Raw genomic sequence first — 26,772 nt, forward strand, 5'->3', positions numbered from 1 at the left:
CCGTGTGTGGCGACCGGCAACTCCGCCGGCTGCTGGCGCGGCTTGAACACAGCAGCGGCATCTCGGTGCCGAAAGGGCATTTCGGTGCCGGCAACTCTGCCCGCGACGGCTCCCGGCGTCACTGAGGCAACAGACACGGCACCGCGCCAGCATGGCCGCGCGGGCCTTTGGAGGCGTGATGACTGCAGCGGTTCAGGACGTGGCTCGGCTCCCGGATACCACGATCTCCGTCCGTGAAACCTTCGGTTTCGACAGCAACCTGATGGTCCCGGCCTATGCCGAGGCGGACAACCACGTCCCGGACCTCGACCCCGATTACCTCTTCGACAAGCAAACGACGCTGGCGATCCTCGCGGGCTTTGCGCGCAACCGCCGCGTCATGGTCTCGGGCTTCCACGGCACCGGCAAGTCGACGCACATCGAGCAGGTCGCCGCCCGCCTCAACTGGCCCTGCGTGCGCATCAACCTCGACAGCCATGTCAGCCGCATCGATCTCATCGGCAAGGACGCGATCACCGTCCGCGACGGCATGCAGGTCACCGAATTCCGCGACGGCATCCTGCCTTGGGCCTACCAGCACAACGTCGCCCTCGTCTTCGACGAGTACGATGCCGGCCGACCCGACGTGATGTTCGTGATCCAGCGCGTGCTGGAGGCCTCCGGCCGCCTGACGCTGCTCGACCAGAGCCGCGTCGTGACGCCGCACCCGGCCTTCCGCCTGTTCGCCACCGCCAACACGGTCGGCCTCGGCGACACCACGGGCCTCTACCACGGCACGCAGCAGATCAACCAGGCGCAGATGGACCGCTGGTCGATCGTGACGATCCTGAACTACCTGCCGCACGACAAGGAAGTCGACATCGTCCTCGCCAAGGCGAAGCACTTCCAGACCAAGGAAGGCAAGGTCCAGATCTCGAAGATGGTCCGCGTCGCCGACATGACTCGCTCGGCCTTCGTCAACGGCGACCTGTCGACGGTGATGAGCCCGCGGACCGTGATCACCTGGGCCGAGAACGCCGAGATCTTCGGCAATATCGGCTTCGCGTTCCGGCTGACGTTCCTGAACAAGTGCGACGATCTGGAGCGGGCGCTGGTGGCGGAGTTCTATCAGCGGGCGTTCGGGGAAGAGCTGCCGGAGTCGAGCGCTAACGTGGTGCTAGACTAGGTTTCGACGCGGTGAAAGCGGAATCAAACGGCGTGAGACGTCAGGCCGGATCAGGCGTCGCGAGACGTCAGGCTAAAGTGCACGCCTTCTGACCGCGAAGTGAGGACGCTCTGACCGCACAGGGACACGCCGTTTGAACATCGTCATCCTCGGGGCCTTGGCCCCGGGGACCCATGCCGAGACGTCACCGCACCAAGACCAGCGATAATGACATCACGGTGACTGCCGCCGCGGCTGTGTTCAACGCCACGGCATGGGTCCCCGGCCTGCGGCCGAGGATGACGAACCTGAGAGGTTGGCGCTTCGGTACAGGCGTCGCACCGCCGAACACGACAGACACGGCAACGGCGCTCCGCCGCCCCACACGAGAACAAGGCCCGGATAGCATGTCCCGCATCGGCGACAATTCCAAACCCGGCAATGCCAAAGGTGGCATCGATCGCGAGCCGTTCCGGCGGGCGGTCGCCGGCTGCATGCGGGCGATTGCCGGGGATGCCGAGCTCGAAGTCACCTATGCCAGCGAGCGGCCGGGGCTGAACGGGCCGCGCGCTCGCCTGCCCGACCTGCCGAAGCGCGTCACCCAGAACGACATCGCAGTCACGCGGGGCATGGCCGACGCCATGGCGCTGCGGCGCGCCCGGCACGACAACAAGATCCATGCCACCCTCGCGCCCGAGGGCAAGAGCGCGCGTGCCGTGTTCGACGCGGTCGAGCAGGCCCGCGTCGAGGCGATCGGCGCCAATGCCATGCTCGGCGTCGGCGACAACCTCGCGGCCATGCTCGAGGACAAGTATTTCCGCTCCAACCTGCAGGACGTCACCGACCGGGCCGAGGCGCCGCTGGAAGATGCCGTGGCGCTGATGGTGCGCGAGCGCCTGACCGGCCGCGAGATCCCGCCGAGCGCCCGCGCCGTCGTCGACGTCTGGCGCGACTGGATCGAGGAGAAGGCCGGCGAACGGCTGGAGCGCCTGCCGAACGCGGTCGAGGACCAGAAGGCCTTCGCACGCGCCATGCGCGACCTCCTGGCGGCGATGGAGATGGCTGAGGAACTCGGCCAGGAGCAGGACGGCGAAGACAGCGACGACGACCAGGAACAGGGCGACAACCAGGAACGCGACAGCGACGAGGGCGGCGCCGAGAAGGAGGCCGGCGAGGACGAGGCGCGCGCCGAGGATTCGGAATCGCAGTCTGAAAGCGAGGACGCGGCCGAGGCCGAGGAGTCCGAGGTCACCGCCGACGACCCGGTCGACGACGACAGCCAGGACACCGAGACGCCCGGCGAATCGCGCCGTCCCAACCAGGCCATGTCGAACATCTCGGCCGAGATCGACTACAAGCCCTATACCCAGGCCTTCGACGAGATGGTCGGCGCCGAGGAGCTCTGCGACGAGGCCGAGCTCGACCGTCTCCGTGCCTTCCTCGACAAGCAGCTGACCACGCTGCACAGCGTCGTCGGCCGCCTCGCCAACCGGCTGCAGCGCCGGCTGATGGCGCAGCAGAACCGTTCCTGGGATTTCGACCTCGAAGAGGGCTATCTCGACAGCGCCCGGCTGACGCGCCTTGTCATCGATCCGATGCAGCCGCTCTCCTTCAAACAGGAGCGCGACACCGCTTTCCGCGACACCGTCGTGACGCTTCTCATCGACAATTCCGGCTCGATGCGCGGACGGCCGATCACCGTCGCCGCCACCTGCGCCGACATTCTGGCGCGCACGCTGGAACGCTGCGGCGTCAAGGTCGAGGTGCTCGGCTTCACGACGCGCGCCTGGAAAGGCGGCCAGTCGCGCGAGGCCTGGTTGAAGGCCGGCAAACCGCAAAAGCCAGGCCGGCTCAACGACCTCCGCCACATCGTCTACAAGTCGGCGGACGCGCCCTGGCGGCGGGCCCGGCGCAATCTCGGCCTGATGATGCGCGAGGGCCTCCTCAAGGAGAACATCGACGGCGAGGCACTGGTCTGGGCGCACAACCGCCTGCTCGCCCGGCCGGAGCAGCGGCGCATTCTGATGATGATTTCGGACGGCGCGCCGGTCGACGATTCGACACTGTCGGTCAATCCCGGCAACTATCTCGAGCGGCACCTGCGGGCGGTGATCGAGGAGATCGAGACGCGCTCGCCGGTCGAGCTCCTGGCGATCGGCATCGGCCACGACGTCACCCGCTACTACCGCAAGGCGGTGACCATCGTCGACGCCGAGGAACTGGCGGGCGCGATGACCGAGCAGCTGGCCGACCTCTTCGCCGACGACAGCGCCGGCGGCACCCGCCGGGCCCCGCGCCGCGCCGGCAGCAGCAGGTGACAGGCGCGCTGAGACGCTACCGCCGGCGCCTCGGGGCGCTGGTAGGACTTGCCGTGGCGGTGGTCGCGACGGGCGGCCCGGCCCGGCCTGAGGGCAAGGCGCTGACCATCCAGTCCTCTGTCATCGAGCGCTTCGACAAGCGGTCGGCAGACGGGCATACCGGGGCGCTGCGCTATCTCGGCGGCTTCCGCTACAGCGCCGCCGATCGGCGCCTGCAGGGGGTCTCCGCCGTTCGGCTTCGGGAGGGCGGCACCCGCCTTCTCGCGATCACCGACACCGGCTACTGGCTTGCGGCAGCGATTCGGCGCGATGCCGAGGGTCGCCCTGTCGGCTTGGACGAGGCGGAGATGGCGCCGATCCTCGATGCCGAGGGTGAGCCGCAGACGCAGCGCAAGGGCCTTGCCGACGCCGAGGGCATGGCGATTGATGGCGACAGAGTGCTGGTCTCGTTCGAGCAGAGGCATCGGATCGCGGCCTATGCCGACCCCGCCCGTCCTTTCGACAGCAAGGCCGAGGCCGTCAAGCTGCCGATTCCCCCACGCGAGCTGCGCACCAACCAAGGGATCGAGACCATTGCCATCACGCCGAAAGGTGCAGCCGGGAGCCCCCGGACGGTGATCGTCTCCGAACTCTCGCTCGACCGCGAGGGCAACCTCTTCGCCGCGATCCTCGGGCCGAGAGGCGGGATGTTCAAGGTCAAGCGCGAGGAGCCTTGGTCGGTCACCGACGGCGCCTTCCTGCCGGACGGCGACCTGCTGCTGCTGGAGCGGCGCTACCAGGGTTTCGGCCGCATCGGCATGCGCATCCGGCGGATTTCCAGCGCCGACATCAAGCCCGGCGCCCTCGTCGACGGCCCTGTCCTAATGGAGGCAGGCCCCGCCGAGGAGATCGACAACATGGAAGGGCTCGACGCCTGGGTCACCCCGACCGGCACCACCGTCATCTCCCTCGTTTCCGACGACAACGGCTCGTTCTTCCAGCGCAACCTCTATTTGGAATTCGCGCTGGAGGATGCTGGCGCCAGCTGAGGACGTGCACTAGGCGCGGCCATACGCCGAAGCACCAATAGCCCCGTCCCAAAACCCGTAGCGCTCCCCCGAACATCGTCATCCTCGGCCGCAGGCCGGGGACCCATGCCATGGCGTCAAAGCGTTGATCCGCTGCCGGAATGCGGCGTCCCCGCGACGGCATGGGTCCCCGGGGACAAGTCCCCGCGGATGACGACATCATCGGGTTTACGACAGTTTTAGAACCTTGGTGACGCGAGCGATATCAGCTCAAAACTAGAACAGCCCGCTCGTCGCCGCTTAGCGCACCCGATTCGCCGCGTCCCCCGCTCTAGCCGGCGACGCCGATCGGACGGTACGGCATGAAACGCTGCATGATGATGCGGTAAGGCATCAGCGCCAAGACCGCGATGGCGAGCTTCACACTGAAATCGCCGATCGCCCAAGAGATCCAGCGGGGTGCCTGCGTGGCGAAGGCACCGAGCAGCGGCGCGGCCTGCAGCGAGAACTCGTCGGTCGGGCCCAGCAGCCAGAACGGCGCGAAGGCGAGCGTGAAGAAGGTCAGCGTATCGACCACCGAACCCGCCACCGACGCGAACGCCGGCGCCCGCCACCAGCTGGCGCCCCGCCAGCGGTTGAAGACGGCAATGTCGAGCAACTGCGCCATCAGGAAGGCGGTGCCCGACGCGAGCGCGATTCGCACCAGCCGATCGCCGGCCGTCGGGTACGGCAGCAGGCCGAGGTGGAACAGCAGCGGCGGTGCGAGGATCGAGGCGAGAATCGCGACGGCAAAGCCCGCATAGACGATTCGCCGCGCGACCACCGGGCCGAAGCGACGGTTGGTGAGATCCGTGACGAGGAAGGCGAAGGGATAGGTGAAGGTGCCCCAGGTCAGGATGTCGCCAAGGGCGAGTGTCCCGACATGCCCCGCCAGCGGAAACTGCACGAGAATGTTGGAGGCGAGCACGATCAGCGTCATGGCTGCCAGTGGCAGCGCGAAGGAGCGCAGGTTCATTTTTTTATCCTGGGGTGATGGAACCAGAAAACCGGGCGCCTTTCGGCACCCGGTTCAAAAACTTAAGTCGAGACCGAAAGGCTCAAGCGGCGACCGTGGTGGTCTCGGCCAGCTTCTTGGCGATCTGGCGCTTCAGAAGGCGGGCCTTCTGCGACAGCTCGAGCTCGCTCGACTTGATGAGGAAGGCGTCGAGGCCGCCGCGGTGCTCGACCGAACGCAGGCCATGGGCCGAGACGCGAAGACGAATGCGCTGGCCGAGGGCGTCGGAGATCAGCGTGACAACCGACAGGTTCGGCAGGAAGCGGCGACGCGACTTGTTGTTCGCGTGGCTCACATTGTTGCCGTATTGGACGGCCTTGCCGGTCAGTTCGCAAGCGCGCGACATGGGTTACACCTTTCAAGCTCGAAACGGCCATCGCGGAGCGCCGCCGATAGGAACACGGCGCGATCATCGTCCACGAGGCATGATCGGAATTGGTGCGTGCTATAATCCGACACCGGCGCTTCGTCAACCCGACGACGCCTCGGCGCCGCCCGCGAAAACGCCCTAACGGCAGAATTCAGCCCTATTCATCCGCCAGGGAACATGGCACGCATGGGCTGACGCGGCGCGCAGCCGATTTCGTCGACACTCCGGGAAGCCACGGCATGACGCATTTCCACAGGGCGACCGCCGCTCTCTTCGCCGCGCTCGCCTTGGCGCCGCTGGCGCCAGCCGAGGCCGCCGCGCAGACTGTTTCCTCGCGCTACAACGTCTCGCTGATCGGCCTGCCGGTCGGCCGCGCCAGCTTCGATACCACGATCGACGGCAGCCGCTACAGCATCAAGGGCACGCTCGGCTCGACCGGCCTTGCCGACATCTTCTCGAAAGTCGCCGGCACCAGCTCCGTCAGCGGCACGATCAAAGGCGACAAGGTGCTCGCCACCAGCTACGGCCTCGACTATTCCAGCGACAAGAAGACCTATCGCAGCGACGTCACCTTCCGCAGCGGCCGCGTCGCCTCGGTGGATATCGCACCAAAGATCACCAAGCCGAAGAAGGATTACGTCCCGGTCTCGCCCAAACACCTTCTGTCGGTGGTCGACCCGCTGAGCGGGCTGATGCTGAAGGGCAAGCCGACAACGCTCTGCGACCGCACCTTGCCGTTCTTCGACGGCTGGTCGCGGCTCGACCTCGTGCTGTCGCCGGCTGGCACCAAGACCTTCACCACCGACGGCTATTCCGGCGACGTCACCGCCTGCAACGTCCGCATCAGCCCGGTCAGCGGCTATCGCGCGACCTCGAAGGGCGTGAAGTTCATCCAGCGCCAGACGATCGAGCTCTGGTTCGCGCCGATCGGCACGACCGGCATCTTCGCCCCGGTCTACGCCCGCATCCCCACCGAGATCGGTCCCCTCACTTTCCGCGCCGCGACCTTCGCGAAGGGATAGTGGCAGGGCGGGATGGGTCGCCCGCTTACTGGCCGCCCCTTCTCACTCCGCCTCCCCGCCTCTATAGCCGAAGCCACGCGAATCCGAGGGAATCACCGTGGCGACATTGCTGGGCTTTTCGGCCGTCCTGATGTGGTCGCTGCTGGCGATGCTGACGGCGCGCAGCGGCGCGGTGCCGCCGTTCCAGATGAACGCGATGACCTTCGCGATCGGCACGCTCGTCGGGCTTGGCTGGCTTGCCTTTCGCAACCGCGACGGCACGCCGCTGGCGACGACCTTTCGCCAGCCACCGGCAGTCTGGGGCCTCGGCATCGTCGGGTTGTTCGGCTATCACGCGCTCTATTTCGCCGCCCTGCGCAACGCGCCGGCGGCGGAGGCGAGCCTCATCGCCTATCTCTGGCCGCTGCTGATCGTGCTTGGCTCGGCGCTGCTGCCGGGCGAGCGGCTGCGCTGGTACCATTTCGCCGGCGCGCTGCTCGGGCTCGGTGGCGCGGCGCTGATCATCCTCGGCAAGGGCGATGCCGGCTTCTCCGGCAAATACGCCCTCGGTTACAGCCTCGCCGCGCTGTGCGCCCTGTTCTGGTCGGCCTATTCGCTGCTGTCGCGCCGTTTCGGCGACGTGCCGAGCGAAATCGTCACCGGCTTCTGCGCGGCGACGGCGCTGCTTTCGGTGATAGCCCACCTCGCCCTCGAGACGACGGTCTGGCCAACGGATGCGGGGCAATGGGGCGCGGTACTGCTGCTCGGCCTCCTGCCGGTGGGTGCCGCCTTCTACGTCTGGGACCATGGCGTGAAGCACGGCGACATCCAGCTGCTGGGCGCGGCGAGCTACGCCGCGCCGCTGCTGTCGACGCTTGTCCTGGTGCTGGCCGGCGAAGCCGAGATCACCGGCGCCGTGGTTGGCGCCGCGGTACTGATCACCGTCGGCGCCGCCCTTGCTGCCTTGCCGCTGTTCAAGCGGCTCTTCGACAAACGCTCTGCAGTTTCCTGAAATCTCGCAACCGCGCGTCGCACAGCGTTCTCGTCAGCGGCGCGGGCGCGGCGTCGGGCGCCAGTTCGGCGGTGCCATCTCTAGGCTCTCGAACTGGAAGCCGGGCGAGACCGTACAGCCGACGAGGGTGAACTCGCCGAGCGTGGTGGCCGTCTGCCACGCGCCGGCCGGTACAACGAGCTGCGGCATTTCGTTCTCGGAAAAATTCGGCCCGAGCCGGTGAGCGGAGGCGTCGTGGCCGTTCGGCGAGAGGGTGATCACCATCGGCGCGCCGGCATACCAATGCCAGACTTCAGCCGCATCGGTGACGCGGTGCCACTCCGACGTCTCCCCGGCCTCCAGCATGTAGTAGATCGCGGTCGAGCGGGGACGGCCGGACTCGTCCACCGCCTCGTCGCGAAAACTCTCACGGTACCAGCCGCCCTCCGGATGGGGTTTAAGGCCGAACTGGCGGACGATCGAAAGCGCCTTGGAGCTCATTAGTAGCCGTTCCTCTTTTCACGCAGCATGGCAAAGGTCGCGACCGGGTCGGCGGTGCCGAGTTCGGCCATCAGGTCGGGATTGTCGGCGCGCAGGAAGGGGTTGGTGTGTTTTTCCTGGCCGAGCGGGACCGGCAATGTCGGCTTTCCCGCAATGCGCAGCCGTTCAACTTCCTCCACCCGGTTGCGCAACGCGGTGTTGCCGGGGTCGACATCGACGGAGAACCGCGCATTGGTGGTCGTGTACTCGTGTCCGCAGTAGAGCGCGGTGTCGTCCGGCAGCTCCCGCAGCCGCTGCAGCGAGGTCCACAGCATGGCAGCATCTCCCTCGAACAGCCGCCCGCAGCCGAGCGAGAACAAGGCGTCGGCGGCGAACAGCGCCTTCGCCCCCGACAGGTAGTACGAGACCTCGCCAAGAGTGTGGCCGGGCGTGTCGATCACCTCGACGTCGATGGCGCCGAGGGTCAGCCGGTCGCCGCCGGTCACGGTGCGGTCGATGCCGGGGATCTTCGCCTTCTCCTTCTCCGGACCGATGATCTCGCAGTCATAGGCGGCCTTCAGCGCCTCGTTGGCGGCGACATGGTCGGTGTGGTGGTGGGTCGTCAGGATGTGCGTCAGTGTCCAGCCTTCGGCTTCCAGCACCGCCACGATCGGGGCCTCTTCCGGCGCGTCGATCGAGACCGTCACCCCGGAAGAGGCGTCGTGCATGAGGACGCCGAAATTGTCGCTTCGGCACATGAACTGGCGGATGTCGATGTCGGCCATGTCGGTTCCTTGGAGGGAGGATGCGACAGGAGCTAGCGCGCGATGCCGATCCGGGGAGTGCGCCTTTCCTCAGCCGGCGAAGAGGGCCGGCCACGCTCCGCTGTTTCCCGCAGCGAACTCAGGTGGTTCGCCGGCGGATGAAGTTTTCTTCACCCGGCGCTGCACGGATGGGGCTATAGACGGGGGACCGCATCCGCCGGAGCAGCCCCGCTGAGCATGAATGCCGATATCGTCGATCTCCGCGACTTCTATTCGGGCCGCCTCGGTCAGGCCGCGCAAAGGGCGATCGCCGCCGGGCTGACGCCGATGTGGCAGCCGATCCCACAGGAGCGCCTCCTCGGCCTCGGCTATGCCCTGCCCTATCTCGACCGCTTCTCCGCCGATTGCGAACGCGCGCTCGCCTTCATGCCCGCGAGCCAAGGCGCGGTGAACTGGCCGCTCGGCGCGGCGTCGCGCACTGCTCTGGTCGGGGCCGAGGAACTGCCGCTCGGCGACGCCGCGATCGACCGCATCCTCCTCGTCCACGCGCTGGAGTTTGCCGAGAGCCCGCTCGACATGCTCAGCGAATGCTGGCGGGTGCTGGCGCCGGGCGGGCGCATCGTCATCGTCGTGCCGAACCGGCGCGGCGTCTGGACGCGCTTCGAGCACACGCCCTTCGGTTCCGGCCGGCCGTGGTCGCGCGGACAGCTGCTGCGGCTTCTGCGGGAAGCGATGTTCACGCCGACCGCCTGGTCCGACGCGCTGCTCTTTCCGCCCTTCCAGCGCCGCACGCTCCTCGGCCTCGCCCCGGCGCTCGAGCGCTTCGGGCGCAAGCTCTGGCCGCTGTTTTCCGGCGTCATCCTGATCGAGGCGACCAAGCAGGTCTATCGCGGCGTGCCGGTGGCGTCAGTGCGGCGCGAGCGGCGACGGGTGGTGAAGCCCGTGCTGGTGCCGCAGGGCGCCGGGGCGCACCGGCGCTAGAGCATCCGAAAGGATAGAGCGCCCTTTGTGCGTCTTTACGGACGCTTGGCGCTCTAGTGAGTGCCGGCGGCATCCTTCAAAGCGGTAGGTCAGACCTTACCCAAGCATCCACGCCACCCTGGACACATGCGCTGCGGCTTGGCGAAACGCCCGTCTCCGCATTGTCGCGGACGCGCTCATGGTGCGCGCCCGCCGAAGACGCTTGGCCGGATACACATTTCCCAAGGGAAGGTTCATGGACGCTGCGAGCGCACTGTGCAATCATGGATTGCAGTCCACTTATCAGTCTTGGCCGTTTAATGGAGCTCATTATGGGTACGCCAGAGCAGCGCCTTGAATCCGCAAAATCCATTCTGAACTTCGAAGCCCGGAGAGATGCGCGCGGCCATCTCGCCGTCTACCACCTCCCCATAGAGGACGGCGGCGGCACCTACGAAGTCGCCGGTATTAACGAGAAATACCATCCGGACGAGGCCGCGCGGCTGGCCTCTCTGATCGGGGAAGGAAAACACGATCAGGCCGAAAGCGAGGCGATCGAGATCATCGCCAAGTTTACCGATGTGGTGTCGCCCTGGTGCGACGTGTTCGCCATCGAATGCTATCTCCGAGACTGCACCTTCAACCGCGGCCCGCGGGGCGCTGCACGAATACTACAACGTGCGGTAGAAGTTGAGGACGATGGCGATATCGGCCCGCTAAGCAAGGCTGCCATCGCTAACCGGAAGAGGAACCCCAACGCCTTTCTCACTGCGCTGCGGGCGGCCCGTGAAGACTACGAGCGCAAAGTGGTCCACCGCGACGAAGGCAGCATTTTCTGGAACGGTCTGGTCAACCGCTGGAACAAGGCCTTGGCTTTCGCGCAGGGCTTCGTCGTTGCGCCGGCACTGGCGCTCGACAGGACGCAGGCTGGGCAACCACCTGAAACGCCGGCTGGCGCAGTCTGCGAGAGCTGCGGTCCGGACGCCGATACCTTCGCGAAGCCCATCGTCCATCGGTGGGAGCCCACCTCCCACCAGTCCAGCCGCAACAACAGGGATATCGACCGGGTCGTCATTCACTACACGACGTCCAGAAACATCGAGGGATCAATCTCCTGGTTCAAGCATGGCAGCCCGCGCACCTCTGCCCATTACATCGTGGGGCAGGACGGCGCGCTGGTTCAGATGGTCAACGACAGCGACCGCGCGTGGCACGCAGGCAATGCCGATATGAACGCCCGGTCCATCGGCATCGAGCACGTGGCCGCCGCGGGCGATCGAATCACCGGCGCGCAGGCCAAGACATCGGCGGCGCTGATCGCCTGGCTTATGGCGGAGTACAACGTCGACAAGGATGGCGTCATCCCGCATTGCTGCGTCAAAGACACCAGTTGCTGCGGCGATCTGTTCCAGGATTTCGGTGGCGGTGCCGGCAAGTCCTGCGACGTGCAGAAAGGGGCGCTTCACAAGTGGATGACGTCCGTGGGGATCAACTGACTAAGTGGACGTTGCGGCAAGGGACGAAGAGGAGCGACAGCCGGAGAAGAGACACAGAACAGCGTCCTTCGTGCGAAGCGGCATCAGCACTTTGCGGCCTTGCGAAAGAAGATCCACTCGAACATCGGAAGCATGGGATCTACAGCGTCCTCCTGAGAACCGCGCCCCGGCAACGCCGTGCGCCTTATCGCACGGGCGGCGTTGTAGGATGACGGATGACCGCGTCGCCCTACTTGAACCTTCATCCGACCACAGGAAGGTTCATCCATGGAAAAGCGCACACTCGGCCGCAATCTCGACGTCTCGGCCCTCGGCCTCGGCTGCATGGGCATGTCGGAATTCTATGGCGAGGGCGACGACGCCGAATCAATGAAGGTGATCCAGCGGGCGATCGGGCTCGGCGTCAGCTTCCTCGACACCGCCGACATGTACGGCGTCGGCAAGAACGAAGAGCTGGTGGGCAAAGCGATCAAGGGACGGCGCGACGACGTCGTGCTCGCCACCAAATTCGGCAATGTGCGCGGACCGAAAGGCGAGCGGCTCGGCATTTCCGGCCGGCCGGAATATGTCCGCAGCGCTTGCGAGTCGAGCCTCCGGCGGCTCGGCGTCGAGGTGATCGACCTCTACTACCAGCACCGCGTCGACCCCAACACGCCGATCGAGGAGACGGTCGGCATGATGGGCCGGCTGAAGGACGAGGGAAAGATCCTGCATCTCGGCCTCTCGGAAGCGGCGCCCGAGACCATCCGCTGCGCCCACAAGGAGCGCCCGATCGCCGCGCTGCAGACGGAGTATTCACTCTGGAGCCGCGAGCCGGAGGAGGAGATCCTGCCAACGGTGCGCGAGCTCGGCATCGGCTTCGTGCCCTATTCGCCGCTCGGCCGCGGCTTTCTCACCGGCAAGTTCAAGTCCGAGGCGGATTTGGCCGAAGGCGACTTCCGCAAGGGCTCGCCGCGCTTCTCCGGCGAGAATTTCGCCCGCAACCTGAAGCTCGTCGAACTAGTGGAATCGATCGCCGCCAAGAACGGCGTGAAGGCCGGTCAGGTCGCGCTGGCCTGGGTGCTGGCGCAGGGCGACGACATCGTGCCGATCCCGGGGACCAAGCGGGTGAGCTACCTCGAGGAGAACGTCGCGGCGGCACGGGTGGAATTGTCGGAGGCGGATCTGGAGGAGCTGGGTGCGGCCTTCCACAAGGACGCGACGGCCGGGACGCGGTATCCGGAGGCGGGGATGAAGGCGGTCAATCTCTGACAGACGGCTTTGCGGAAATCGATGCCTTGAGCGCGGCATCGATTTCCCTCGCCAGTCGGGTCCGGATGATCTGAAGTGATGGAGCACGTCTCTGCTCAGCCGAATTGACACGAGCTCCGTCTCTTCGCCCCTGCCAGCAATTTTCGTATTCGGAAAAGCCGCCAGAACCTCTGCCGGCAACCCGCTGGCCGGCACGGCACGCCGGAAGTCGCCGTCCGTCCACTCCGGATTCTCGTCATCGATGATCGGTTCAAGATCGCGGGACATGGCGCTTCATTTCTCTCGCATGCGCCCGGCGCAGGCCGATCGCCCGAATATGTCCCTCGCGCAGGACATAGACAAGGCAGTGGTCGATTCCGTCGACCTGGCCGTAGGCGCGGAAACGGGACTCGCCTCGCCGTAGTCGTAGCGGTCGTCCGCCACGACGGCCTCGATGGCGAAGTCTACCGCCCGGGCGAGTGAAATGCCGTGTTTCGCGACGTTCACCCTGTCCTTGTCCGGATCGAAGCTGACGACCATGGCAGCCCCTGTCGCCCCAAGAGCATCCTGCCATTGGATGGACTCACTCAATCAAGGAAAGATGCTCTAGACTCAAAAAGATAGAGCGTCCTTTGTGCGTCCTTTCGGACAAACGGCACCCTACCGGCTCAGCACGAACACACCCTGCTGGCCGAACAGGTTCCAGAACGCCCAGGGCATCCGCATGCCCATCTTCTGGCCGGTGCCGTTGATCGCCACGGCCGTTTCGATGCGGGCACCGATCTCTTCGGTCAGCTCGACGAAGTCGCGCATGGTGCAGAAGTGGATGTTCGGGGTCTCGTACCAGGAATAGGAGATGTTCTTCGTGACCGGCATGCGGCCTGTCAGCCCGAGCGACAGCCGGATCGACCAGTGGCCGAAGTTCGGGAAGGAGACGATCGCCCGCTCGCCGATCCGCAAGAGCTCCTGCAGCACGATCTTCGGGTTGCGGGTCGCCTGGATGGTCTGCGACAGGATGACGTAATCGAACGCATCGTCGGGGTAGTAGACGAGGTCGCGGTCGGCATCGCCCTGGATCACCGACAGGCCGCGGGCGACGCATTCGTTGACGCCGGCCTGGCTGAGCTCGATACCACGACCGTCGACCTTGCGCCGCTCCTGCAGCAGCTGCAGCAGCGCCCCGTCGCCGCAGCCGACGTCGAGGACGCGGCTGCCCGGCGTGACGAGATCGGCGATCAGCTGCAGGTCGATACGTGTCTCGGCCTCGGCCGCGACGGTGGCGCTGGTCGGAAGAGGCGGCTGGATCGGGGTCATGCGAGACCTCTCAGACGAGCGGCCGACGAGATGAAGCCATCGATCGCCTCGAAGAAACGCGGCTCTTCCAGAAGGAAGGCGTCGTGGCCGCGGTCGGTGTCGATCTCGACGAAGGAGACGGAAGCGGCCGCCGCGTTTAGCGCATGCACCACGGCGCGGTTCTCCTCGGTCGGGAACAGCCAGTCGGAGGAGAAGGAGACGAGGCAGAAGCGGGTCGTCGTGTTGCGGAAGGCTTCAGCTAAGCTGCCGCCGAACTCCGCGGCGATGTCGAAATAGTCCATCGACCGCGTCATGTAGAGGTAGGAGTTGGCGTCGTAGCGGTCGACAAAGGTCATGCCTTGGTGGCGCAGATAGCTTTCGATCTGGAAGTCGGCGTCGAAGCCGAAGCCGAGCTGCGTGCGGTCCTGGAGATTGCGGCCGAACTTGCGCTGCAGCGCGGCCTCCGAGAGATAGGTGACGTGCGCGGCCATCCGCGCGACGGCGAGCCCCTTGTGCGGACGCGTGCCCTCGATGATGTAGCGCCCTTGCCGCCAGTCGGGATCGGCCATCACCGCCTGCCGGCCGACCTCGTGGAAGGCGATGTTCTGCGAGGAATGCCGGGCACCGGTGGCGATCGGCAGCGCGGCGAACACCCGGTGCGGGTAGCTCACCGTCCATTCCAGCACCTGCATGCCGCCCATCGAGCCCCCGACGACGGCGAACAGCGTGTCGATGCCGAGCCGGTCGACCAGCATCGCCTGCGCCCGCACCATGTCGCGAATGGTCAGCACCGGCAGATCGATGCCGTAGGGCTCGCCGCTGGCCGGATCGATCGAGGCCGGTCCGGTCGAGCCCATGCAGCCGCCGATGACGTTGGAGCAGACGACGAAGTAGCGGTCGGTATCGATCGGCCGGCCCGGACCGACCAGCGCGCTCCACCAGCCGGGCTTGCCGGTGACCGGATTGGTGCTCGCGACATACTGGTCGCCGGTCAGCGCGTGGCAGACGAGGATGGCGTTCGAGCGCTCGGCATTCAGCGCGCCGTGCGTCGTATAGGCGATTTGGAACGGCGCGAGGTCGCGGCCCGCATCGAGCCGCAGCGGCTCGTCCGGGCCGAAACGTGCGACGAGGCTGGACGGGTGCCGGGCCTCGCGGCGGGCGGCGTCCTCGGTCTCGTCCCGGGAGATGGTGTCGGTCATATCGGTCGATCTTTGCTCGGTCGGTCGCGACAATCACCATGCGCGCGGCGCGGACGCAAGCATCGGGCGGTGCCGTGCGTGCCACAGGACGGCACGCGGCTTTGCAAGTTCGCGGTTGCGCCGATAGAAGAACCGCCGACAGGATCCAATCCAGAGGTGAGACGATGACGGTCGCCACGGCGTCAGACCCTTCGAGGCTGGCGGAACTCCGCGCCAAGATCGACGCGATCGACGAGTCCGTGCACCGACTGCTGATGCAGCGGGCGATGGTGATCGACGAGCTGATCCAGGTGAAAGGTACGGCACGCAACGGCGCCGCCTTCCGCCCGGGGCGCGAGGCCGACATGATGCGCCGGCTCGCCGCCCGCCATCAGGGCCATCTGCCGCTGACGGCGATCGAACACCTCTGGCGCGAGATCATCTCGACCTTCACGGCGCTGCAGGCGCCGTTCGACGTCGCGGTTTCGCTGGGCGGCCACCCGGTGGCCGCGGTCGAGGCAGCACGCTTCACTTTCGGCTTCTCGGTGCCGCTTAAGGCGTGCCCGGCCGCCGGCGACGTCGTCGCCTGGATGGAGGAAGGCGGCGACCGGCTCGGCGTTATCCTGCTGCAGGAGGAGGCCGGCGCCTGGTGGGATCGGCTGCGCACGGCGCAGATCGTCGCCCGCCTGCCCTTCTTCGAGGCCGGTCGTCGCGAGGCCGGCGTGCCGGCGCTGGTGCTGGCCCCGCCGCTGGCCGATCCGGTGCCGCCGGAGATCGCCTGCTACGCGGTCCGAGGCCAGTCTGGGGCGGTCGATGCCCTTGTCGCAACGCTCGGCGCCGAGAGGTTGGCCAGCCACCGCGACGGCGATCACGTCTCGACGCTGATGGCAGCGCCCGACAGCGGCACGGCCAGCGCGGCGATGGCCGCGGCGGCAGGTCTCGACATCGCCGCCGTCGGGGGGTATGCGGCACCGCTCGGCATCGACGCCTGAACAGCCGCCCCGCGCGCGCTTCTCACAGAGTTCAAGGACACTGACATGGCACCCGTTTTGCGGCCGGTTCCCAAGCCCGGCATCATGGACATCACGGCCTATGTCCCCGGCAAGAGCGCGGCCCCAGCCGGGGTGAAGCTCCACAAGCTGTCCTCCAACGAGACGCCGATCGGCCCTTCGCCCAAGGCACGGGAAGCGATGCAGGCGAGCCTCGACCATCTCGAGCTCTACCCGGATCCGCAGGCGAAGGCGCTGAAGCAGGCGATCGCCGAGACACACGGGCTGAACCCGGCCAACATCTTCTGCGGCAATGGCTCGGACGAGGTGCTGGGCCTCCTCTGCGCTGGCTACCTCGCGGCGGGCGACGAGGCCATCTACACCGAGCACGGTTTCAGCGTCTACGACGTCTACATCCGCGCCGCCGGCGGCGCCCCGGTGATCGCCCGGGAAACCGATGCGCGCGCCGACGTCGATGCCATCCTCGCCTGCGTCACCGAGCGCACGCGGCTGGTGTTCCTCGCCAATCCGAACAACCCGACCGGCACCTACATCCCCTTCGACGAGGTGCGGCGCCTGCAGGCCGGCCTGCCGCCGCACGTCATCCTGGTGCTCGACGCCGCCTATGCCGAATACGTCCGCAAGAACGACTATGGGGCCGGCATCGAGCTGGTGTCGGAGGTGGAGAACGTCGTGATGACGCGCACCTTCTCGAAGATCCACGGCCTTGCGGCGCTCCGCGTCGGCTGGATGTACGCGCCCACCGCCATCATCGACGCGCTCGACCGAATTCGCGGGCCGTTCAACCTTAACGCCCTCGCCATCGCGGCGGGCGCGGCGGCGATCCGCGACCGCGCCCATGTCGAGAAAGCCGTCGCGCACAATGATGAATGGCTGGACTGGCTGACGGCTGAATTGACCGCGCTCGGCCTTGAGGTCACGCCGAGCGTCGCCAACTTTCTGCTGGTCCATTTCCCCGACACGCCGGGCTTCGGCGCGGTCGAGGCGGATGCCTTCCTCACCGCACGCGGCTACATCCTGCGCGGCGTCGCCGGCTACGGCTTCCCCAACGCGCTCCGGATGACCATCGGCACCGAGGAAGCCAACCGCGGCGTCGTCGAGACGCTGCGCGAATTCCTTGGCAAGGCACCGGCATGAGCGAGCCCCTGTTCGAGCGCGTCGCGCTGATCGGCATCGGCCTGATCGGCTCGTCGATCGCCATCAACATTCGCGACAGAGGCCTTGCCCGGCACGTCGCGATCTCGACACGCAGCACCGCAACGCTCGCGCGCGCCGAGGAACTGCATCTCGGCACCAGCTACCACGCGGAGGCCGCCGAGGCGGTGCGGGATGCCGACCTCGTCATCCTCTCGGTGCCGGTCGGCGCCTCGGGTGCGGTGACGCAGGCGATCGCGGCCTCGCTGAAGCCCGGCGCCATCGTTTCCGACGTCGGCTCCGTCAAAGCCTCGGTGGTCGAGCAGATGCAGCCGCACCTGCCGGCGAACGTCCATTTCATTCCCGCCCACCCGATCGCCGGCACCGAGGAATCCGGACCGGATGCGGGCTTCCTGACCCTCTTCGAAAACCGCTGGACCATCCTGACGCCGGTGCCGGACACCGATGGCGCCGAGGTCGACCGGCTGCGCGCCTTCTGGAGCGCCTGTGGCGCGCGGGTCGAGGTGATGACGCCGGAGCACCACGACCTCGTCCTCGCCATCGTCAGCCATGTGCCGCACCTCATCGCCTACAACATCGTCGGCACGGCTGCCGATCTCGAGACGGTGACGCAGCAGGAAGTGGTGAAGTTCTCGGCCTCCGGCTTTCGCGATTTCACCCGCATTGCCGCCTCCGACCCGACGATGTGGCGCGACATCTTCCTCAACAACCGTGACGCGGTGCTGGAAATGCTCGCCCGCTTCTCGGAGGACCTCGCCTCGCTGCAGCGCGCGATCCGCTGGGGCGACGGCGACGCCCTGTTCGACCTCTTCACCCGCACCCGCGCCATCCGCCGCTCGATCGTCGAGGCCGGTCAAGACACCAACGAGCCGAACTTCGGCCGCCAGCCGATCCGACGGGACGTGTGGAACGAGGACGGCGAGCCCAAGAGGTAAATTTGCCAACGGCCGACCCCAGTTGACCAAGATACGTATCGGTGGTTTCGTCGTGTCGCTTCGCGGTCTTGTGTCAGCACTGATGCCGATCGTCCGGAATGATGGGTACGCACAATGGCAGGGAAAGGTCACTCCATGCCTGAAACCGACAACGATCGCATTATGCTTAAATCGGAAACAATGCGGCTTGTCCACGAAGCGGTCGACGCGGGCGAGTTCGGGTCGACATCAGACGCGCTTGAGGATGCTGTGCGCGTCTGGCAGCGCGGGCGTATCGAGAACATAGAGCGTCTGGACGCAATCCGGGAACGCATCCATCGCTCGCTCGCCGACCCTCGCCCAAATCTGACAAGGGCCGAAGTCGAAGCAGAACTCGAGCGTTTCATAGAAGAACGGGCGCTAAGTTCGCGCCATGTGGCGCGCTAAAGTCGTCTATCGACCTGAAGCGAACGCAGACGTCCAGCGGATACTGACCGTCGTCACGGAACGCAGCGGCAGTGCGATCGTCGCCCGTCGCTTTGTCGACCGTATTTTGGCGCGCTGCGAGAAAATCGGTGATGCGCCGCATGGGGGTCGACCGCGCGATGATCTAGCGCCGGGGCTGCGCACCGTTCCCTTCGAGCGAGTAGCGGTAATTTTCTATTGCCTGACTGACGTCGTCGTCATCTCGAACGTCTTCTACGGCGGCAGGGACTACGAAGTGTTGTACCGGCCAAGCGAAGACGCGTCTTAATCTAACCGCGGAATCCGCCCGAGCGGGATCATGCCGAGTGCCGCCTTGCCGTCGCGGACGGTGATCTGCATCGTCGTCTTGCCGTTTTCGGTGCGGCCGGCGAAGGCGATGCCGGAGGCGACGGTGGAGGCAAGGCGCGCGAGCTGCGGTGCGGCGGCAGTAACCAGCGAGACGACGCCCTCGACGTCGGCGACCACCACGGTGAAGTCGCCCGAGACGCGCTTCTCCGTATCGACGCTGAACGGGCCGGAGACGGTGGCGCTGCCGGCAGCGCCTGGGAGGACGATCGAGAGGGTGCGGATCGCGCCGGACTTGCCGGCGAGGGCGTCACCGAGCGTCTGGCCCTCGCGCTGACCTGCCAGCCAGTCGGCTGCGCCTTCCACCGTGACGTCGGCCGCAACGTCGAAGGCGGGAACGGCGGCCAGCTGTGGGGCCATCAGCCGGATGCCTCTGTCGGTGACGGCGACGTCGAGCGCTCCATCGCGGCGGCGGGCATGCACCTCGACATGGTCGGACTGCACCATCGGCTGGCGGGCACCGGCCGGCTGGTTGAGCGCGATCTTCGGCGCTTCCAGCACCAAAGCGAAATGGTCGATGCCGGCGGTCCAAAAGCTGGTGCTCGACTGCGCCAGCGCCCAGGTCACCTCGAAGGGCGGCATGCCGCTTGCTGCGATGGTGAGCGGTCCGTCGAGCTCGGCGACGACCTTGTTCGGCTGGTAGATCTGCGCCGCCGTTCGCAGAGCGCCGCCATCGGCGCGGAAATTCTTCTCGGGCGCGTCGATGTCGAGCGCGTCGCAGCGAAGGCCGAGCCGGAAGGGGTAGCCGAAGACGCTCTGATTCTCGCAGCCGATCCGCACCCCTTGCCCGCCGGCCGTCTCGATCCCGGCGCGGACCGCGCGGTCGAGCTGGTTGGCCAGATAGTACCAGGCACCGGACAGGGCCGCCGCCAGAAGCACCGCCACGAGCGCGATCCAGACGAAAGGGCGAAACGACCGGTTTTTCACCGGCAAGCTTGACGGGGCCATGCTCTATCCTCTCAGTGCCACCCCATCCCGGAAAGAGACGAGGCGATCCGACCGCAATGAACGATCTATGGGTTTTTGGCTACGGCTCGCTGATCTGGCAACCGGGCTTTGCCTTCGAGGAGCGGGTGAAAGCGCGTTTGGCCGGCTATCGCCGCTCGCTCTGCATCCGCTCGACGGTGCACCGCGGAACGCCGGAACGGCCAGGGCTTGTGTTCGGCCTCGACCGTGGCGGATCTTGCATCGGAATGGCGTTCCGGATCCACCACGAGGACCGGGAGGCGGTGACGGCCTATCTGCGTGAACGCGAACTTGTGACCAACGTCTACACCGAGCGCACGCTGTCGGTGCGCCTGCTCGACGGTCGCCAGATCCAGGCGACGGCCTTCGTGGTCGATCGCGGTCACAGCCAGTATGCGGGCAGCCTGTCGGTCGACCACGCCGCGGAGATCGTCGCGCGCGGGCACGGACGCTCGGGCGCCAATGTCGACTATGTCCGCTCGTCACTGCAGGAGATCCAAGCGCTCGGGTTGAAAGACACCTGGCTGGAATCCGTTGTAGCCCGGCTGCCGTCCTGATCCGGGAAAGCTAATCTCAAATGGCCGTCGACACCAGGAGACGCTGGCGGCCGCCCGGCTCTGGGGGAAGACGACAGGCCTCGAAGCCTCAGGCCTCTTCTGCGAGCCGCGCGGCGATGAGGTCGGTCATCGGCAGGTCGGTCCGTCCGCGATAGGCCTCGCGAAGTTGTGCGTTCGAGCGGCCCTCAATGGCGCCCTTCAACCCACGCAGCATCTGGTGGCGGTCCAGCCCCGGCGGCAGCGCGGGCATGAACTCGGCCTGCACGGTACCGGCGCGGCGCAGGAAACTGTCGCGCGGCCAGAACACGCCGGAGTTCAGCGCCACCGGCACCAGCGGAACGCCGAGCTGGGAGTAGAGGAAGTGGACGCCCGGCTTGTAGTCGGGCTCGGCCCCTGGCGCGGTGCGCGTTCCCTCGGGAAAGATGATGATCTGCCGGCCTTCCGCCACTGCCCGGGTGGCGCCAACGAGGATCGACTGCAAGGCGGCGCCCCGCTTCTCCCGGTCGACGGGGATCATGCCGAGCCGGCGCGAATACCAGCCAAACAGCGGGATCTTCATCAGTTCCTTCTTCAGGATGAAGGTCGGCCGGTCGAGTTCGGGCACCAGCGCGAAGACTTCCCAGAAGGCCTGGTGCTTGGCGGCGATCAGCGCCGCGCCCGGCGGAATGTTCTGCCGGCCGGAGAATTCGGCCTTCGTGCCGGTGATCACCTTCAGCAGCCAGAGACTGGTCTTCGCCCAGCTTTTCGTCACCCACCAGATCACGCTCTCACGCCCGAAAAACACCATGGGCGCAAAGAGCACCATGTGGCCGATCAGGTTGAGATAGAATAAGGCCGTGAAGACGAACGATCGCAGGGCGGTCATCGTGGCAAGGTTTCCGTCTGAGGGGCACAAGCTGCGCCGGGCCGACGCGCGCGTGCACGATGCCGTACGAAGCCCATAGCCGCCATCGATGGCGGCATCAAGACGGGCGCTTGACCGCCGAACCTGCGGAGAACAGCGCCCGCGGCGCCTCGACACCCGCGGCAAGTCGCAGCCGGGTGGCGATGAGCTTGGCGTACTCGACCATCAGGACCTTCATGCCGAGGGCTGTCGGCACGGTCTGGGTCGACCAGAGATCGCCGCGTGCCACCGGATAGGGACGGATCACCGAGACATGGGCAAAGCGCTCGAACTCCAGGAGCGTGCGCGGCATGTGGTAGTCGGAGGTAACGAGGATGAGTTCCTTAAAGCCGAGATTGCGCGCCCAGAGATCGGCCATCTCCGCATTACCGACGGTGTTCAGTGCGTCGTAGTCGAGGTCGACGCAGCAATCGAACCAGCCGCGGTCGGTATCGGTCAGCTTGGAGAGGGTTGCGATACTCGTTCCGGGATTGACGCCCGAGATGAGCAGCCGCTTGGCACGGCCTTCCTTCAACAGGTCTATCGCCTGGTCGACGCGCAACGCGCCACCGGTGAGAACGACGATACCATCCGCCGACTGAACGCGCTGCGGAGTGTTCAGCGATGCGACTTCCTGGGTGAAGCGCAGGAACCCGCCGCCGAGATAGCCAAGCCCGAGAAGGCTTGCGGCCGCCACCGTCAGCGCCAGCTTCCGGCGCCTGCTGCCCCGACTGCCCTTCCCTCTATCCAGGCCCTTGCGAGCATCACCCGCCGCCGGCCGACCGGCGTCGTGAGACGCCGCGTGCCGGGAGGAGAAGGGAGCTGAGAACGACGACATCTGGATTAAGCTGGGTTCCGTTTCGGTGGTGTAAAGGGTGGGCGCAAATGGTTAACGATTTGGTTTGAGGCCCCGATCGAGGACCGGCGCGTCAGCGATATTCATGCTTCGACCGGCGAAATCATATCGATCGCGGCGAGTTGCCGCTTCACCGTCAATCGCGAGGTGAACGCAGTGAGACCGCCGACTGTTGCAATCAGCACAACGACGCCGGCATAGCCCCTCCAGCCGATGGCGAAGGAGCCGAACAGCGCGCTGATCTGGTCGGCCTCCGGCGTTGCCTGGTTAGACTGGGTCCAGAACCCCATCAGGACGAAAACCATCAGCGCGACGGATCCGCCGGCCATCGCCCCGACGAGGCCTAGCTTCAGGAAGTGGCCCTGGAATTCCGCGGCGATGAAGCTCGACCGCGCGCCGACGAAATGCAGCACCTCGATGATGTTGCGGCTGCCTGACATTGCGCCGCGGGTAGCGAAGATCACCGTCAGGACGGTCGCGATCATCACCAGAATGAGGATCGCCGCGCCGATCAGCACGGTGGCGTTGGCCATTGAAACGAGGCGTGACACCCAGGCGCGGTGATCGTCGAGGCTGGCCTGCGGCACGGCCGCGACAAGCTTGGCCCGAAGTGCGGCGAAGTCGGGCTGGGCGGATTCGTCGATGGCGACGAGCACCAGCCGCGGCACCGGCAGATCGTCGAGGTCGAGACCTTCGCCGAGCCAGGGCTCGAGCAGCCGGCCGGTGGCAGCATCGTCCATGATGTTGGCGCTGGCGACGCCCGGCGTTGCCAGCGCGATGCCGCGCACCGTCTCCAGCGCCTTTCGCATGTCGAGCCCGTCGTCGGGGCGCACCTGCACGGTGATCTCGCGTGAGATCTGGCTCTCCCAGACCGAGGCGGTGTCCGAGACCAGCGTCACCGCGCCGAGCGTCAGGCTGGCGAGAAAGGTCATGATGCCGATCACCGTCATCAGCGCCCGGCCGGCGACATTGCCGGGCGGCACGATCGGCGTCGGCTTGTCGACCTGCCGTCGGGCAAAGCGGCGGATCCGGCCGCGCAGTCCGGCAACGAGGGCCTTGCGGTCAATCATAGATGTCGAGCCTGCCGTCGGACAGGATCAGCCGGCGCGCCTCGACCTGGTCCATCAGGCCGAGATCGTGGGTGGCGATGATGACGGCCGTGCCGGTGCGGTTGAGCTCCATGAACAGGCGCAGCAGCCGGCGGGCGAGCGGCGGGTCGACATTGCCGGTCGGCTCGTCGGCGAGGAGGATGTCGGGCTGGTCGATCAGCGCCCGGGCGATCGCCGCGCGCTGCTTCTCGCCGCCCGAGAGCACCACCGGCAGCGCGTTCATGCGTTCGCCGAGGCCGACCCATTTGATGAGGTCGATGACATCCTGGCGGTAGCTCGCCTCCTCCTTGCCGCGCACCCGGAGCGGGAGCGCGACGTTCTCGTAGGTGGTCATGTGCTCGAGCAGCCGGAAATCCTGGAAGACGACGCCGATGCGCCGGCGGATCGACGGCAGGTCGGCGCGCGAGAGAGTCGAGGCGTCCTTGCCGAGCACGGTGATCAGCCCGCGCGTCGGCTTCAGCGCCAGGAACAACATGCGCAGCAGGCTGGTCTTGCCAGCGCCCGAAGGGCCTGTCAGGAACTGGAAGGACTGGCGCTTGATCTCGAACGTCAGGTCGCGAAGCACCTCCGGCCCCATGTCGTAGCGCAGCCCTACATTCTCGAAACGTATCACACGATGCCTTTCCCGTGGCCGCAACGGACGCCGCCGGCAGGAACCCCTGCCCGCCGTCCTCGCCGTCGCCGCATGCTACTCTCAAACGCCGACAGTGTGTTCATTTCTGGCCGGCGCCGCCGCCAGGCTCCGGCACCCGCTTCACCCTTCGTTAACCATCATTCCTTACCTCATCCTAAACGGAACGGAGGAATCCGCGATGACGGAGCATCTCAATCGCGGTTCGGCCCGCCCGCGGCCAGCCCTGGTGATCGACGGCGAGGCGGTGCTGATCGCCCGGCATGCACGAGCCAAGCCGGTCGACGGCGAGGCATGGGCCGAAGCGCCCGCGCGCGCCGTCCCGCCCGCCTCCTCCGGCAGGTCCCGGCCGCAGCCGGCGCGGCGGCGGGCGCCGCCTGCCCCCGACCTTCTGTTCCAAGGCGCACCGCGCAAGGGCTTCGTTGCTTCGGCTGAAGGGCCGCGCTCCGTCCTCCCGCGCTCCGTCTGGATCGCCGGGCTGGTGACGCTGGCAGCCCTCGTGCCGCTCGCCGCGGTTTCTGTCTATACCGGCTCCGACGGCAGGGCGCCTGAGGTCACGGCGCTGTCGCAGCCTTCCGGTCCGTCATGGTCCCCTGCCCCGACCGTCGCAGCCGCAAGACAGGCCGACAAGCCGATCCGGATCCTCTATGCCACGCCGGCCGTGGCACCGACGCGTCTCGCCTTTAGCGGGGATACCCACCCGGCACCGCTTCCCGGCACGCTCGGCGGCGTCTATTCTGTCGCCGCCGGCCCTCACCCGGCCGGCGTCGCGCGGCTCGGATCCGTACAGAACGTCCGCGACCTCAAGAACGCCGCCCGAAGGACACCTGCCGAATGATCACCGTGCGCGGCCGAGACATCGAGACGCTGTTTTCGCAGGAGGCGATCGCCGCCGAGATCGAGCGCCTGGCCGGCGAGATCGCCCGCGGGGCGCCGGAGGACCTGTTGGTGGTCGCCGTGCTGAAGGGCTCCTTCGTCTTCGCCGCAGACCTCATTCGCGCTTTGCACCGCGCGGGGGTCGCGCCGGAGGTCGAGTTCATCTCGCTGTCGAGCTATGGCGCTGGTACCACCGGCGGGACAGTACGCGTCGTGCGCGATGTCGAGACCGACGTCGCCGGGCGGAGCGTCCTGATGATCGACGACATCCTGGAATCCGGCCGTACCATCAAGTTCGCCCGCGACCTGATGCTCTCGCGCGGGGCGACGGCCGTCGAGGTCGCCGTGCTCCTCGACAAGCGGATGAAGCGCAAGACCGACATCGAGGCGGATTATACCGGCTTCGACTGTCCCGACCATTTCGTCGTCGGCTATGGCATGGACGTCGCGCACGCCTTTCGCGAACTCCCCTTCGTCGGGCGGGTCGTCGACGCCTGATGCGAAGAGCGACAGGGTCAGGCCGGCGCAAGCCCGCCCTGCCATGCAAGACCTTTAGGCAAGACCGCATTGCGCCGCTTGCCCTTTCCCCACGTGTGGAAGGATAGAGTCATGGCCCGCATCCTGGTGGCCGAAGACGATGCCGGCGTGCGCCTTCTGGTGACCCGCGCCTTGCGGCTGGAAGGCCACAGCGTCGTCGCGGTGGAAGACGGCGAATATGCGCTGGAGCGGCTCGTCGAAGACGACGGCGCCTACGACCTGTTGCTGTCTGACATCCGCATGCCCGCGATGACCGGCATCGAGTTGGCTCACGCGACGCACCGGCAATGGCCCGACCTGACGATCCTCCTGATGACCGGCTATGCCGAGCAGCGCGAGGCCGCCGAGGACCTGATGCGCATCGTCGCCGGCGTCGTCGACAAGCCGTTCACTCTCAGCGAGATCAGAGAGCGGGTGGATGCGGCGCTCGGACCGCGAAGCGCGGCGGCGGAGATGGGCGAGGACGTGCCGCTGCGACGGTACGGGTAATGGACCCTACCAGTCCTCGCTTCGCAGTCCCTCGACCCGCGAGAACTCGCCCAAATTGCCGGTCACGACGACCAGCCCGCGGCTGCGAGCATGGCCGGCGATGAGAAGATCGTAGGCACCGATCTGAAGACCCTGTCGCTGAAGCGACATCCTGATCTCGGCAGCATGCGTCGCGGCATCTTCGTCGAAAGCGAGGACGGCCATACGCCCGGCCAGCCTGTTCACGTCGCGGCGGCTCTCAGCTGGCCGCGCAGATTTCTCGGCGCCGAACAACAGCTCGGTCAGGACAACCGTCGAGATGCACAGTGCATCAGCCTCTTCGTTGAACTTTTCGCGCAGGTACGGCGGACGATCACGCAGAACCCGAATACAAAGATTGGTATCCAGCAGATACCGCAGGCTCACAGCGCGTCTCGCTCTTGCACCGGCGGGTCCTCCGGCTCCTCGATTATGGTGCCTGACTCGAGGAAGAAATCGTCCCAGGCGGCATCGGCGGGCGTGATGATCCGGCGAGGGCCATCGCGGATAATGACCACCTCCGTCACAGTGTCGGGAAAGGCAACGTCCTTGGCGAGCCTGACGGCCTGCGTCTTGTTCGACTTGAACAGGCTCGTCCGGGTCATAGAATGCTCCCTTAAAACAGGACACATATACAAGCGGTATATATCCACA

General features: G+C 66.5%; 31 protein-coding genes and 1 pseudogene. 17 read left to right on the plus strand and 15 right to left on the minus strand.

The features are described 5' to 3' along the window. The first annotated feature begins 178 nt into the window (after positions 1–178). From cobS to ACZLZQ_RS22660, 3 genes are all read left to right on the plus strand, one after another. Positions 179–1,165, plus strand: a complete 987-nt coding sequence (gene cobS / locus ACZLZQ_RS22650) for a cobaltochelatase subunit CobS (protein WP_472951392.1) — start codon at positions 179–181, stop codon at positions 1,163–1,165. A gap of 386 nt (positions 1,166–1,551) precedes the next feature. Further along, positions 1,552–3,462 (plus strand): cobaltochelatase subunit CobT, encoded by a 1,911-nt coding sequence (cobT, locus tag ACZLZQ_RS22655; RefSeq protein WP_472951394.1) that lies wholly within the window; start codon positions 1,552–1,554, stop codon positions 3,460–3,462. Beyond that, complete coding sequence (locus ACZLZQ_RS22660) at positions 3,459–4,490, plus strand: esterase-like activity of phytase family protein (protein WP_472951396.1); 1,032 nt, start codon at positions 3,459–3,461, stop codon at positions 4,488–4,490. The genes cobT and ACZLZQ_RS22660 overlap by 4 nt, the downstream gene beginning before the upstream one ends. A 310-nt stretch (positions 4,491–4,800) precedes the next feature. On the opposite strand, the gene ACZLZQ_RS22665 is transcribed toward ACZLZQ_RS22660, so the two are convergent. Further along, positions 4,801–5,478 carry a queuosine precursor transporter gene (locus ACZLZQ_RS22665; RefSeq protein WP_472951571.1) on the minus strand — a complete coding sequence of 226 codons (678 nt, stop codon included), beginning with the start codon at positions 5,476–5,478 and terminating at the stop codon, positions 4,801–4,803. Between the two features lie 88 nt (positions 5,479–5,566). Beyond that, on the minus strand, positions 5,567–5,869 hold the full coding sequence (rpmB, locus tag ACZLZQ_RS22670) for a 50S ribosomal protein L28 (RefSeq protein ID WP_472935815.1): 303 nt from the start codon (positions 5,867–5,869) through the stop codon (positions 5,567–5,569). Between the two features lie 263 nt (positions 5,870–6,132). On the opposite strand from rpmB, the gene ACZLZQ_RS22675 reads away from it, so the two are divergent. Both ACZLZQ_RS22675 and yddG read left to right on the plus strand, forming a co-directional pair. Beyond that, entirely contained in the window at positions 6,133–6,915 is a 783-nt protein-coding gene (locus ACZLZQ_RS22675; RefSeq protein ID WP_472951397.1) for a DUF3108 domain-containing protein, read from the plus strand. A 91-nt stretch (positions 6,916–7,006) separates the two neighbouring features. Then, the gene (yddG, locus tag ACZLZQ_RS22680) at positions 7,007–7,906 is read left to right on the plus strand and encodes an aromatic amino acid exporter YddG (RefSeq protein WP_472951573.1); all 900 of its coding nucleotides are present in this window, start codon (positions 7,007–7,009) and stop codon (positions 7,904–7,906) included. Between the two features lie 33 nt (positions 7,907–7,939). Here the strand turns inward: yddG and ACZLZQ_RS22685 are convergent, their stop codons facing one another. Together ACZLZQ_RS22685 and gloB are read right to left on the minus strand one after the other, a co-directional pair. Next, on the minus strand, positions 7,940–8,386 hold the full coding sequence (locus tag ACZLZQ_RS22685) for a cupin domain-containing protein (RefSeq protein ID WP_472935817.1): 447 nt from the start codon (positions 8,384–8,386) through the stop codon (positions 7,940–7,942). After that, positions 8,386–9,150 carry a hydroxyacylglutathione hydrolase gene (gene gloB / locus ACZLZQ_RS22690; protein WP_472951399.1) on the minus strand — a complete coding sequence of 255 codons (765 nt, stop codon included), beginning with the start codon at positions 9,148–9,150 and terminating at the stop codon, positions 8,386–8,388. Before gloB ends, ACZLZQ_RS22685 begins: the two co-directional genes overlap by 1 nt. 216 nt (positions 9,151–9,366) lie before the next feature. Between gloB and ACZLZQ_RS22695 the strand changes: the two genes are divergently transcribed. The 3 genes from ACZLZQ_RS22695 to ACZLZQ_RS22705 all read left to right on the plus strand — a co-directional run bounded on the left by ACZLZQ_RS22695 (position 9,367) and on the right by ACZLZQ_RS22705 (position 12,836). Then, positions 9,367–10,110 (plus strand): class I SAM-dependent methyltransferase, encoded by a 744-nt coding sequence (locus ACZLZQ_RS22695; RefSeq protein WP_472935819.1) that lies wholly within the window; start codon positions 9,367–9,369, stop codon positions 10,108–10,110. Between the two features lie 311 nt (positions 10,111–10,421). Then, positions 10,422–11,585 carry an N-acetylmuramoyl-L-alanine amidase gene (locus ACZLZQ_RS22700; protein WP_472951401.1) on the plus strand — a complete coding sequence of 388 codons (1,164 nt, stop codon included), beginning with the start codon at positions 10,422–10,424 and terminating at the stop codon, positions 11,583–11,585. 267 nt (positions 11,586–11,852) lie between these two features. Beyond that, positions 11,853–12,836, plus strand: coding sequence for an aldo/keto reductase (locus tag ACZLZQ_RS22705; protein ID WP_472951402.1), 984 nt, complete (start codon positions 11,853–11,855; stop codon positions 12,834–12,836). A gap of 60 nt (positions 12,837–12,896) precedes the next feature. Here ACZLZQ_RS22705 and ACZLZQ_RS22710 read toward each other — a convergent pair. The 4 genes and pseudogenes from ACZLZQ_RS22710 to metX form a co-directional block, all read right to left on the minus strand. Next, a pseudogene (locus tag ACZLZQ_RS22710) lies at positions 12,897–13,103 on the minus strand (BrnA antitoxin family protein); the annotation flags it as partial. Positions 13,104–13,109: 6 nt separating this feature from the next. Continuing rightward, positions 13,110–13,355: a BrnT family toxin gene (locus ACZLZQ_RS22715; RefSeq protein WP_472951404.1), complete on the minus strand. Its 246-nt coding sequence runs from the start codon at positions 13,353–13,355 to the stop codon at positions 13,110–13,112. Between the two features lie 120 nt (positions 13,356–13,475). After that, the gene (metW, locus tag ACZLZQ_RS22720; RefSeq protein ID WP_472935824.1) at positions 13,476–14,129 is read right to left on the minus strand and encodes a methionine biosynthesis protein MetW; all 654 of its coding nucleotides are present in this window, start codon (positions 14,127–14,129) and stop codon (positions 13,476–13,478) included. After that, positions 14,126–15,307 carry a homoserine O-acetyltransferase MetX gene (gene metX, locus ACZLZQ_RS22725; RefSeq protein WP_472935825.1) on the minus strand — a complete coding sequence of 394 codons (1,182 nt, stop codon included), beginning with the start codon at positions 15,305–15,307 and terminating at the stop codon, positions 14,126–14,128. Before metX ends, metW begins: the two co-directional genes overlap by 4 nt. A 164-nt stretch (positions 15,308–15,471) precedes the next feature. On the opposite strand from metX, the gene pheA reads away from it, so the two are divergent. The 5 genes from pheA (at position 15,472) to ACZLZQ_RS22750 (ending at position 19,119) form a co-directional block, all read left to right on the plus strand. Continuing rightward, positions 15,472–16,278 carry a chorismate mutase gene (gene pheA, locus ACZLZQ_RS22730; protein ID WP_472935826.1) on the plus strand — a complete coding sequence of 269 codons (807 nt, stop codon included), beginning with the start codon at positions 15,472–15,474 and terminating at the stop codon, positions 16,276–16,278. Positions 16,279–16,323: 45 nt separating this feature from the next. Then, entirely contained in the window at positions 16,324–17,433 is a 1,110-nt protein-coding gene (gene hisC / locus ACZLZQ_RS22735) for a histidinol-phosphate transaminase (protein WP_472951406.1), read from the plus strand. After that, positions 17,430–18,386, plus strand: a complete 957-nt coding sequence (locus ACZLZQ_RS22740) for a prephenate/arogenate dehydrogenase family protein (protein ID WP_472951408.1) — start codon at positions 17,430–17,432, stop codon at positions 18,384–18,386. Before hisC ends, ACZLZQ_RS22740 begins: the two co-directional genes overlap by 4 nt. Before the next feature lie 135 nt (positions 18,387–18,521). After that, the gene (locus tag ACZLZQ_RS22745) at positions 18,522–18,812 is read left to right on the plus strand and encodes a ribbon-helix-helix domain-containing protein (protein WP_472935829.1); all 291 of its coding nucleotides are present in this window, start codon (positions 18,522–18,524) and stop codon (positions 18,810–18,812) included. Next, on the plus strand, positions 18,799–19,119 hold the full coding sequence (locus tag ACZLZQ_RS22750; RefSeq protein ID WP_472951410.1) for a type II toxin-antitoxin system RelE/ParE family toxin: 321 nt from the start codon (positions 18,799–18,801) through the stop codon (positions 19,117–19,119). The genes ACZLZQ_RS22745 and ACZLZQ_RS22750 overlap by 14 nt, the downstream gene beginning before the upstream one ends. Here ACZLZQ_RS22750 and ACZLZQ_RS22755 read toward each other — a convergent pair. Further along, positions 19,116–20,144, minus strand: a complete 1,029-nt coding sequence (locus ACZLZQ_RS22755; protein ID WP_472951412.1) for a DUF2125 domain-containing protein — start codon at positions 20,142–20,144, stop codon at positions 19,116–19,118. The genes ACZLZQ_RS22750 and ACZLZQ_RS22755 overlap by 4 nt on opposite strands. Positions 20,145–20,200: 56 nt before the next feature. Here ACZLZQ_RS22755 and ACZLZQ_RS22760 point away from each other — a divergent pair, with 56 nt between their 5' ends. Next, entirely contained in the window at positions 20,201–20,719 is a 519-nt protein-coding gene (locus ACZLZQ_RS22760; protein WP_472951414.1) for a gamma-glutamylcyclotransferase, read from the plus strand. Between the two features lie 88 nt (positions 20,720–20,807). Here the strand turns inward: ACZLZQ_RS22760 and ACZLZQ_RS22765 are convergent, their stop codons facing one another. The 4 genes from ACZLZQ_RS22765 to ftsE all read right to left on the minus strand — a co-directional run bounded on the left by ACZLZQ_RS22765 (position 20,808) and on the right by ftsE (position 24,180). After that, the gene (locus ACZLZQ_RS22765) at positions 20,808–21,584 is read right to left on the minus strand and encodes a lysophospholipid acyltransferase family protein (RefSeq protein WP_472951416.1); all 777 of its coding nucleotides are present in this window, start codon (positions 21,582–21,584) and stop codon (positions 20,808–20,810) included. A gap of 97 nt (positions 21,585–21,681) precedes the next feature. Beyond that, the gene (locus ACZLZQ_RS22770) at positions 21,682–22,299 is read right to left on the minus strand and encodes a YdcF family protein (protein WP_472935834.1); all 618 of its coding nucleotides are present in this window, start codon (positions 22,297–22,299) and stop codon (positions 21,682–21,684) included. Between the two features lie 242 nt (positions 22,300–22,541). Then, positions 22,542–23,528: a cell division protein FtsX gene (locus tag ACZLZQ_RS22775; protein WP_472951418.1), complete on the minus strand. Its 987-nt coding sequence runs from the start codon at positions 23,526–23,528 to the stop codon at positions 22,542–22,544. After that, positions 23,521–24,180 (minus strand): cell division ATP-binding protein FtsE, encoded by a 660-nt coding sequence (ftsE, locus tag ACZLZQ_RS22780; RefSeq protein ID WP_472935836.1) that lies wholly within the window; start codon positions 24,178–24,180, stop codon positions 23,521–23,523. The genes ACZLZQ_RS22775 and ftsE overlap by 8 nt, the downstream gene beginning before the upstream one ends. Positions 24,181–24,379: 199 nt before the next feature. Here ftsE and ACZLZQ_RS22785 point away from each other — a divergent pair, with 199 nt between their 5' ends. From ACZLZQ_RS22785 to ACZLZQ_RS22795, 3 genes are all read left to right on the plus strand, one after another. After that, complete coding sequence (locus ACZLZQ_RS22785) at positions 24,380–25,036, plus strand: hypothetical protein (protein WP_472951420.1); 657 nt, start codon at positions 24,380–24,382, stop codon at positions 25,034–25,036. After that, the gene (gene hpt, locus ACZLZQ_RS22790) at positions 25,033–25,572 is read left to right on the plus strand and encodes a hypoxanthine phosphoribosyltransferase (RefSeq protein WP_472951422.1); all 540 of its coding nucleotides are present in this window, start codon (positions 25,033–25,035) and stop codon (positions 25,570–25,572) included. The genes ACZLZQ_RS22785 and hpt overlap by 4 nt, the downstream gene beginning before the upstream one ends. 111 nt (positions 25,573–25,683) lie before the next feature. Beyond that, entirely contained in the window at positions 25,684–26,100 is a 417-nt protein-coding gene (locus ACZLZQ_RS22795) for a response regulator (RefSeq protein WP_472935839.1), read from the plus strand. A gap of 6 nt (positions 26,101–26,106) precedes the next feature. On the opposite strand, the gene ACZLZQ_RS22800 is transcribed toward ACZLZQ_RS22795, so the two are convergent. Both ACZLZQ_RS22800 and vapB read right to left on the minus strand, forming a co-directional pair. Further along, positions 26,107–26,505 (minus strand): type II toxin-antitoxin system VapC family toxin, encoded by a 399-nt coding sequence (locus ACZLZQ_RS22800; protein WP_472951424.1) that lies wholly within the window; start codon positions 26,503–26,505, stop codon positions 26,107–26,109. Next, positions 26,502–26,723, minus strand: a complete 222-nt coding sequence (gene vapB / locus ACZLZQ_RS22805; protein ID WP_472951426.1) for a type II toxin-antitoxin system VapB family antitoxin — start codon at positions 26,721–26,723, stop codon at positions 26,502–26,504. The genes ACZLZQ_RS22800 and vapB overlap by 4 nt, the downstream gene beginning before the upstream one ends. Positions 26,724–26,772 lie beyond the last annotated feature (49 nt).

This window comes from Mesocryomonas lacus, from assembly GCF_055730105.2.

Coding starts and splice junctions, on each gene's coding strand:
- cobS (WP_472951392.1), top strand. CDS start 179: ATGACTGCAGCGGTTCAGGACGTGGCTCGGCTCCCGGATACCACGATC.
- cobT (WP_472951394.1), top strand. CDS start 1,552: ATGTCCCGCATCGGCGACAATTCCAAACCCGGCAATGCCAAAGGTGGC.
- rpmB (WP_472935815.1), bottom strand. CDS start 5,869: ATGTCGCGCGCTTGCGAACTGACCGGCAAGGCCGTCCAATACGGCAAC.
- ACZLZQ_RS22675 (WP_472951397.1), top strand. CDS start 6,133: ATGACGCATTTCCACAGGGCGACCGCCGCTCTCTTCGCCGCGCTCGCC.
- ACZLZQ_RS22685 (WP_472935817.1), bottom strand. CDS start 8,386: ATGAGCTCCAAGGCGCTTTCGATCGTCCGCCAGTTCGGCCTTAAACCC.
- gloB (WP_472951399.1), bottom strand. CDS start 9,150: ATGGCCGACATCGACATCCGCCAGTTCATGTGCCGAAGCGACAATTTC.
- ACZLZQ_RS22695 (WP_472935819.1), top strand. CDS start 9,367: ATGAATGCCGATATCGTCGATCTCCGCGACTTCTATTCGGGCCGCCTC.
- ACZLZQ_RS22700 (WP_472951401.1), top strand. CDS start 10,422: ATGGGTACGCCAGAGCAGCGCCTTGAATCCGCAAAATCCATTCTGAAC.
- ACZLZQ_RS22705 (WP_472951402.1), top strand. CDS start 11,853: ATGGAAAAGCGCACACTCGGCCGCAATCTCGACGTCTCGGCCCTCGGC.
- ACZLZQ_RS22715 (WP_472951404.1), bottom strand. CDS start 13,355: ATGGTCGTCAGCTTCGATCCGGACAAGGACAGGGTGAACGTCGCGAAA.
- metW (WP_472935824.1), bottom strand. CDS start 14,129: ATGACCCCGATCCAGCCGCCTCTTCCGACCAGCGCCACCGTCGCGGCC.
- metX (WP_472935825.1), bottom strand. CDS start 15,307: ATGACCGACACCATCTCCCGGGACGAGACCGAGGACGCCGCCCGCCGC.
- pheA (WP_472935826.1), top strand. CDS start 15,472: ATGACGGTCGCCACGGCGTCAGACCCTTCGAGGCTGGCGGAACTCCGC.
- hisC (WP_472951406.1), top strand. CDS start 16,324: ATGGCACCCGTTTTGCGGCCGGTTCCCAAGCCCGGCATCATGGACATC.
- ACZLZQ_RS22740 (WP_472951408.1), top strand. CDS start 17,430: ATGAGCGAGCCCCTGTTCGAGCGCGTCGCGCTGATCGGCATCGGCCTG.
- ACZLZQ_RS22745 (WP_472935829.1), top strand. CDS start 18,522: ATGCCTGAAACCGACAACGATCGCATTATGCTTAAATCGGAAACAATG.
- ACZLZQ_RS22750 (WP_472951410.1), top strand. CDS start 18,799: ATGTGGCGCGCTAAAGTCGTCTATCGACCTGAAGCGAACGCAGACGTC.
- ACZLZQ_RS22755 (WP_472951412.1), bottom strand. CDS start 20,144: ATGGCCCCGTCAAGCTTGCCGGTGAAAAACCGGTCGTTTCGCCCTTTC.
- ACZLZQ_RS22760 (WP_472951414.1), top strand. CDS start 20,201: ATGAACGATCTATGGGTTTTTGGCTACGGCTCGCTGATCTGGCAACCG.
- ACZLZQ_RS22765 (WP_472951416.1), bottom strand. CDS start 21,584: ATGACCGCCCTGCGATCGTTCGTCTTCACGGCCTTATTCTATCTCAAC.
- ACZLZQ_RS22775 (WP_472951418.1), bottom strand. CDS start 23,528: ATGATTGACCGCAAGGCCCTCGTTGCCGGACTGCGCGGCCGGATCCGC.
- ACZLZQ_RS22785 (WP_472951420.1), top strand. CDS start 24,380: ATGACGGAGCATCTCAATCGCGGTTCGGCCCGCCCGCGGCCAGCCCTG.
- hpt (WP_472951422.1), top strand. CDS start 25,033: ATGATCACCGTGCGCGGCCGAGACATCGAGACGCTGTTTTCGCAGGAG.
- ACZLZQ_RS22795 (WP_472935839.1), top strand. CDS start 25,684: ATGGCCCGCATCCTGGTGGCCGAAGACGATGCCGGCGTGCGCCTTCTG.
- vapB (WP_472951426.1), bottom strand. CDS start 26,723: ATGACCCGGACGAGCCTGTTCAAGTCGAACAAGACGCAGGCCGTCAGG.